Genomic DNA, 5,942 nt, shown 5'->3' with positions numbered 1-5,942 from the left:
GACTAAGATCGCCACGTCCTGTGGCAACGTCGAACGACCCTGCGTCATGCAGGGCCGGAAAGCGAAATCGTCCCCCGGAGGACCTTCCTCATAACCCAATATCTCGAAATCAAGTCTTCAACAAACGGGAGCTTAACTGGAGGATCAACTGGGGATTTAACATAAAAAAGAAACGGAGTATTACGTCCGCTTCTTTTTTCCTGCTCCTGCATTCAGAGCCTGTTCTAAGTCCTCCCAAATGTCGTCCACTGATTCAAGCCCTACAGATAATCGAATTAGATTATCCCCAATCCCCATCTTCTTCCTTTCTTCTTCGGGAACCACCGCGTGGGTCATCGATGCAGGGTGTTGAATAAGGGTTTCTGCATCTCCGAGGCTTACCGCGATCTTAATCAATTTTAACTGATCCATGACGTAGTGTGCTTCCTCTTTTCCACCTTCAATATCAAAAGCAAGCACCCCTCCTCCGTCCGACATTTGTCCCTTCAGATTAGGACTTTCAATGTCTGGATAATAAACTTCATTCACTAAAGGATGATGTCTTAAATATTTAGCTATCTTTCCCGCGCTTGAACTATGCCGATCCAAACGAATATGAAGGGTTTTTAAGCCTCTGATCAAAAGCCAGGCATCAAATGGAGAAAGTACCCCTCCTATATCCTTCTGTTCATTCATTGCTAATTCATCCATAAAATCTTTTTTTCCTACAACAAGCCCGGCGATCACGTCTCCGTGACCACCTAGATATTTTGTAGCACTATGAATAACGATATCGCAGCCTAACTCCAGCGGCCGCTGCAGGTAAGGTGTGCAAAAAGTGTTATCTACTACTACAGGAATATTATATTCTTCAGCTACTTTAGCAACCATCCGTAAATCAATGACTTTCATCGTTGGATTAATAGGAGTCTCTATAAATATGCAGGCAGTAGAGTCAGTAATTCTATCTCTGACCTCCTCTTCTGTCTCCATTAAGCTGAAATCATGCTGAATATTATATTTTTCTTTTAGTGTCGTCAGTAAACCATATGTGCATCCATATAGACCATTGGAACATAAGATATGGTCATTGGCTTTCGTTAAGGCAATAAGGACGGCAGAAACAGCTGCCATACCAGACGCAAAAGCCAACCCCTTTTCTCCTCCCTCTAGCACTGCCATTCTCTCTTCCAAAGCTTTTACAGTAGGATTTCCTAGTCTCGTATAGATATAACCCTCTTCTTCTCCTGAAAAGCGGCGCTCCCCCTCAGAAGCGTTCTGAAATGAAAAAGTGGATGTTTGAAATATAGGCATGGATAAGCTTCTTAAGAACTCATCGGAATGTTTGCCTCCATGAATCATAGAGGTCTCCATACGTTTCTCTTTTCTATTCACTTTTACTCCCCCTATTTCTTCAACTTATATCCCATAAGATTGTAAGCGTTTTCAATTAATTCTAACAAAAAAGAAGGTGTTTCGCCCTCCTCCTTAATTACTATATTTCTATCTATCCAAATGGGTGTTCATTTTATAACTTTGTCTGTTTCATGGTCAGAAAAGTGTTCCTGATACAATCGATCTGCCCAGGCGATAGCCTGGCCGTATATTTCAAATATTTCACTAAAGTCAATTCCTAATTCCTCCAGTGAACGATCAAGAATCTCGAACTCAGCCGTTTCCATGGCTATCGCTATATCGAGTATCCTTCTGTATAAATTCCGCTCTCCGTTCAATGCATCTTTTATTTCCACATCAAGTGGCAGGGATTGAATAGCTTCTGAAGTGGTCTGCTTCGTTCCTACATCCACTAGTGACATAAATCCCGTTAAGAAACATCCATCTGATAAGAGGCCAGAACGCAGTTTGATTGCGACCTGCTCACACATCTTAGCTCGAAGCAAGCTCGTTTTGACTAAAAACTGAGAAGTATTGTAAGCAGCCCTTTCCGTTTGTTCGATAGAAAGCACGTACATCCATTTTTTTAATGCATCGGTCCCTAGAAGCATTACAGCCTGTTTAATGGACTGGATGGGAACATGGGAATGTTGATGATTGGAAGAGTTGATCAGCTTCAATAATTTATAAGTAAGAGCCAGGTCCTGCTCTAAGATATCAACTACTTTTTCTACATCGACTTCTCTGCCTGAGACAGATAGTTCCTCAATAATTTGAAAATATGTAGCTGTAAAAAAAGGAATATCTACTCCTGAAATGACTACCGGCTTGCTATAATAATACCCTTGAAAAAGCTTGAAACCCTCCAGGACACAAGCCTGATGTTCTTCTCTCGTCTCTACTTTTTCAGCTAGCAGGGTAAGATCATATGCTTTAGCTAAATGGATGATTTCTGTACGAAGTTTTGCAGGTACCGCTCGTATATCCACCTTAATAATATCTATGTAATGAAGCAGATGCGGATTTGAAAGCTGCTCCAGGGAAATGACATCATCCAGAGCAATCGTGTAGCCTTTTTCTTTTAAATCACGGCATTCCCCAATAAGTTTCTCTGAAAAGCAAACATCTTCCAGGATCTCTACAATTAACTGACTAGGGTTAAAATGCTTTGGCATCTGGTCTAAAAGTAATTTTTCCGTAAAATTTATAAAACAAGGTTTATTTTGGGAAAGTCGATCCAGCCCTATCGTTAGGAAGCTGTTCACTAAGACCTCTGTCGTTGCACGACTGGCATCGATAGCAGTGAACTGATTAACGTGACTGTCACGGTATAAAAGTTCATAAGCATACACTTCTTCGTTCAAATTCAAGATTGGCTGCCGTGCCACGAAAACTTCCATCTGCCTTCTTCCCTTCTTCAACACTTGAGAACACTAGGTTAAGTATACTACACCACTTCATTCATTGTCATAGCGGTATGGGAAAAAATACATGAAATACGACAAGAAGGAAACAATGAAATCAAAGACTTCTTCAGGAGGGAAAACATGGATAAACAACAATGGACTAAGCCACAGCCAATGTGGCTGGAAGATACATCACTGCCTTCGTTTGATGAATTAAAAGAAGATACGTCTACAGATGTCGCTGTTATTGGTGGAGGCATCACTGGAATTACAACAGCTTATTTATTAGCTAAACAAGGGAAGCAAGTTATATTACTCGATTCTGACCACTTGTTAAATGGTACAACAGGTCACACCACAGCTAAAGTAACCGCTCAGCATGGGTTGATATATTATGAATTAATGAAGCATTTCGGCACTGAGGAAGCCTCTCTCTACTATCAAGCTCAGATGAGCGCGTTTTCCTTGATTGAAGAATTGATTCAAAAATATGACATCTCCTGTGATTGGAAAAAGGAAGACGCGCTGTTATATGCCACTACCAATAAAGGAGCGCTTAAGCTTGACCAGGAATATGAAGCTTACAGAAAAATTGGTATTGAAGGCTCCCTTAATGAGTCGCTTCCTTTTGATGTTGAAGTCAAAAAAGCACTTGTCATGCACAATCAGGCCCGTTTTCACCCTCTAAAATACTTATCCGCTCTAGTAGAAGAATTTATCAAGCTTGGTGGAGAAATCTACGAAAACACCAAAGCCACTGATCTTAAAGAAGGATCCAAGCTTGAAATTCATACGGGTTCAGGGGCAATCGTTACCTGTGATAAAGCAGTATCCTGCAGTCACTTCCCTTTCTATGACGGAAAAGGATTTTATTTCAGCCGAATGTACGCAGAACGTTCTTACCTTATGGCTATCGAACCCGAACGTGAAATACCTGATGGTATGTATCTTTCTGTTGATGAACCAAAACGTACCATTCGTACAGCTGAATACAACGGTAAACCCATTTTACTTGTCGGAGGAGAAAGCCATAAAACAGGAATGGGAGTAAATACATCCTTTCACTATAACGCGATTGAAGAATTTGCTGCTCAGACCTTTGGAATTAAGAAGAAATTATTCCAATGGTCCGCCCAGGATTTGACGACACTCGATAAGGTTCCTTATATTGGACCAATTACCCGGAGGAATGATCGTGTGTTTATAGCTACTGGGTTTAGAAAATGGGGCATGACGAATGGGACCCTTGCTGCTCAGCTTATCTCTCAATCTGTTGCAGGAGAGGATTCGCTTTTTCATTCTCTGTTCAAACCATCCCGGTTTAAAACAGACCCTAGTATGAAACAATTTCTCTCCCAGAATTTTGATGTCGCTGTTCATCTGGTAGAAGGGAAGCTTGAGCTTGTCGCAGATCGTCCTCAAAATTTGAAAAAAGGTGAAGGATTAGTCGTTCAATGGAAGGGCGAGCGAGCGGGAGCTTTTAAAGATGAAGAAGATCAAATACACCTTCTGGATACAACCTGCACACATATGGGATGCGAAGTGGAATGGAATGATGCGGAACGATCCTGGGACTGTCCGTGCCACGGTTCAAGGTTCTCGTTTGATGGTACAGTTATGGAAGGCCCAGCTGACCAGCCGCTTATGAAAATCGCTTTTCCTTACCCTGAACAGCAGCAAATCACATCTGATGAGATAAATGCAGAAGAAGAACAACCGGATCAAATATAACGTCAAAGCGCTGCCTGAGAAGAGGCCGCGCTTTTCTATTTTTTCATCATAAAGGGTGATATACTATACGAGTTGGAAAAGTTTATCAATTACGCCTGTAATACTCACAGAGAGGATCTATTCTGTATGATCAGCGAACAAAAATTAGGAATTATTTATACAGCAGGAGCTTATATTCTATGGGGCTTCCTCCCCATCTACTGGAAACTGATTCAACAGATTCCAGCCTTTGAGATTCTGGCCCACAGGATTGTATGGTCTTTCGTTTTCATGGCATTTTTAGTCATAGTCATAAATAAACGGAAGCCCTTTATGAAAGAGCTTCGTGCCATCGTAAATAATAAAATCCGTTTGATTGGTATAACGCTCGCTTCCATCACCATCAGCATAAACTGGGTCACCTACATATGGGCAGTAAATACAAATCATGTCGTTGAAGCCAGTCTCGGTTATTATATTAATCCGCTTGTCAGCATTCTTCTCGGAATGATTGTGTTAAAAGAAACCTTTTCAAGAGCTCAATGGCTTGCTTTCTTTCTTGCGGGATGCGGTGTATTGTTTATGACCATTAACTTCGGTTCAGTGCCCTGGATTGCACTGCTGCTTGCCTTCAGCTTCGGTTCTTATGGGTTACTAAAAAAGTTGGTACCCCTTAATGCTATGTATGGATTAACCATTGAAACTCTTATCGTATCACCCGTTGCGCTAATCTATCTCTTAAACCAGCAAAGCGGTCAATGGATGCAGACAGACTGGCTTTCTCTTACCACAATGCTTGTATTCGGAGCTGGAATTGTCACCGCAATCCCTCTGTTACTGTTTTCGGCAGGAGCGAAACGGATTCCGCTTTCCATGGTTGGTTTTCTGCAGTATTTTGCCCCGACCATCATGCTGATCATCGGTGTTTTCCTATACAACGAGCCATTTTCAGAAGTTCATGCTATATCTTTCACCCTTATATGGGCCGGTCTTGCAGTTTACACCGTGACTCGCGTGAAGCGTCTAAGAAAATATGAAGCAAAAGCGAGTTAATTAAAGGCTTTGTTAAATTTTATAGTTAATTTTTCATAAGAGACTTATTACACAATAGGGCCGTTTACTTTAAGACTCAGTTTCGGGATATCTGATTGTGCTGAGCCTCCTCGAGCTACGCTCTCGGGGTCTCACCGATCATGTTCATCCCACAGGAGTCTTCATCGTCCCCCTCCGGACCTTGCTGAAATAAGAGACTCGAAACATTGGCAAAAATCACTTGGATAGGAAATATAGAAATCATGCCATGAGTCACCGTTTTCTCTAGGTAATGTTAGAAAAGGCCTGATACCACTGGATTTTGAAAGGATCAAGTCCAACACCTGAACTTCTAAAGAAGGGTCCGTTTACCTAATTAGCGTTGGGTTGGTGGGGAAATGGCGAGACTCCCATGGGAGA

General features: G+C 41.7%; 4 protein-coding genes. 2 read left to right on the top strand and 2 right to left on the bottom strand.

The genetic code is table 11. The annotated features are described in order from the left end of the window. Window positions 1–180: 180 nt before the first annotated feature. Window positions 181–1,374, bottom strand: coding sequence for a methionine gamma-lyase (megL, locus tag WAM07_RS15115; protein WP_422168152.1), 1,194 nt, complete (start codon window positions 1,372–1,374; stop codon window positions 181–183). Window positions 1,375–1,502: 128 nt separating this feature from the next. Then, window positions 1,503–2,774: an EAL and HDOD domain-containing protein gene (locus WAM07_RS15110; RefSeq protein WP_422168150.1), complete on the bottom strand. Its 1,272-nt coding sequence runs from the start codon at window positions 2,772–2,774 to the stop codon at window positions 1,503–1,505. A 147-nt stretch (window positions 2,775–2,921) separates the two neighbouring features. Between WAM07_RS15110 and WAM07_RS15105 the strand changes: the two genes are divergently transcribed. Together WAM07_RS15105 and rarD are read left to right on the top strand one after the other, a co-directional pair. After that, window positions 2,922–4,511: an FAD-dependent oxidoreductase gene (locus tag WAM07_RS15105; RefSeq protein ID WP_422168148.1), complete on the top strand. Its 1,590-nt coding sequence runs from the start codon at window positions 2,922–2,924 to the stop codon at window positions 4,509–4,511. A 126-nt stretch (window positions 4,512–4,637) separates the two neighbouring features. Beyond that, window positions 4,638–5,543, top strand: coding sequence for an EamA family transporter RarD (gene rarD / locus WAM07_RS15100; protein ID WP_422168147.1), 906 nt, complete (start codon window positions 4,638–4,640; stop codon window positions 5,541–5,543). Window positions 5,544–5,942: the final 399 nt, after the last annotated feature.

It is taken from the genome of Halobacillus sp., assembly GCF_049282395.1.
In the GTDB taxonomy this organism is placed as follows: Bacteria; Bacillota; Bacilli; order Bacillales; family Halobacillaceae; genus Halobacillus.
Note: the sequence above shows the minus strand (reverse complement) of the source record. Positions and strands in the feature narration are given on the sequence as shown.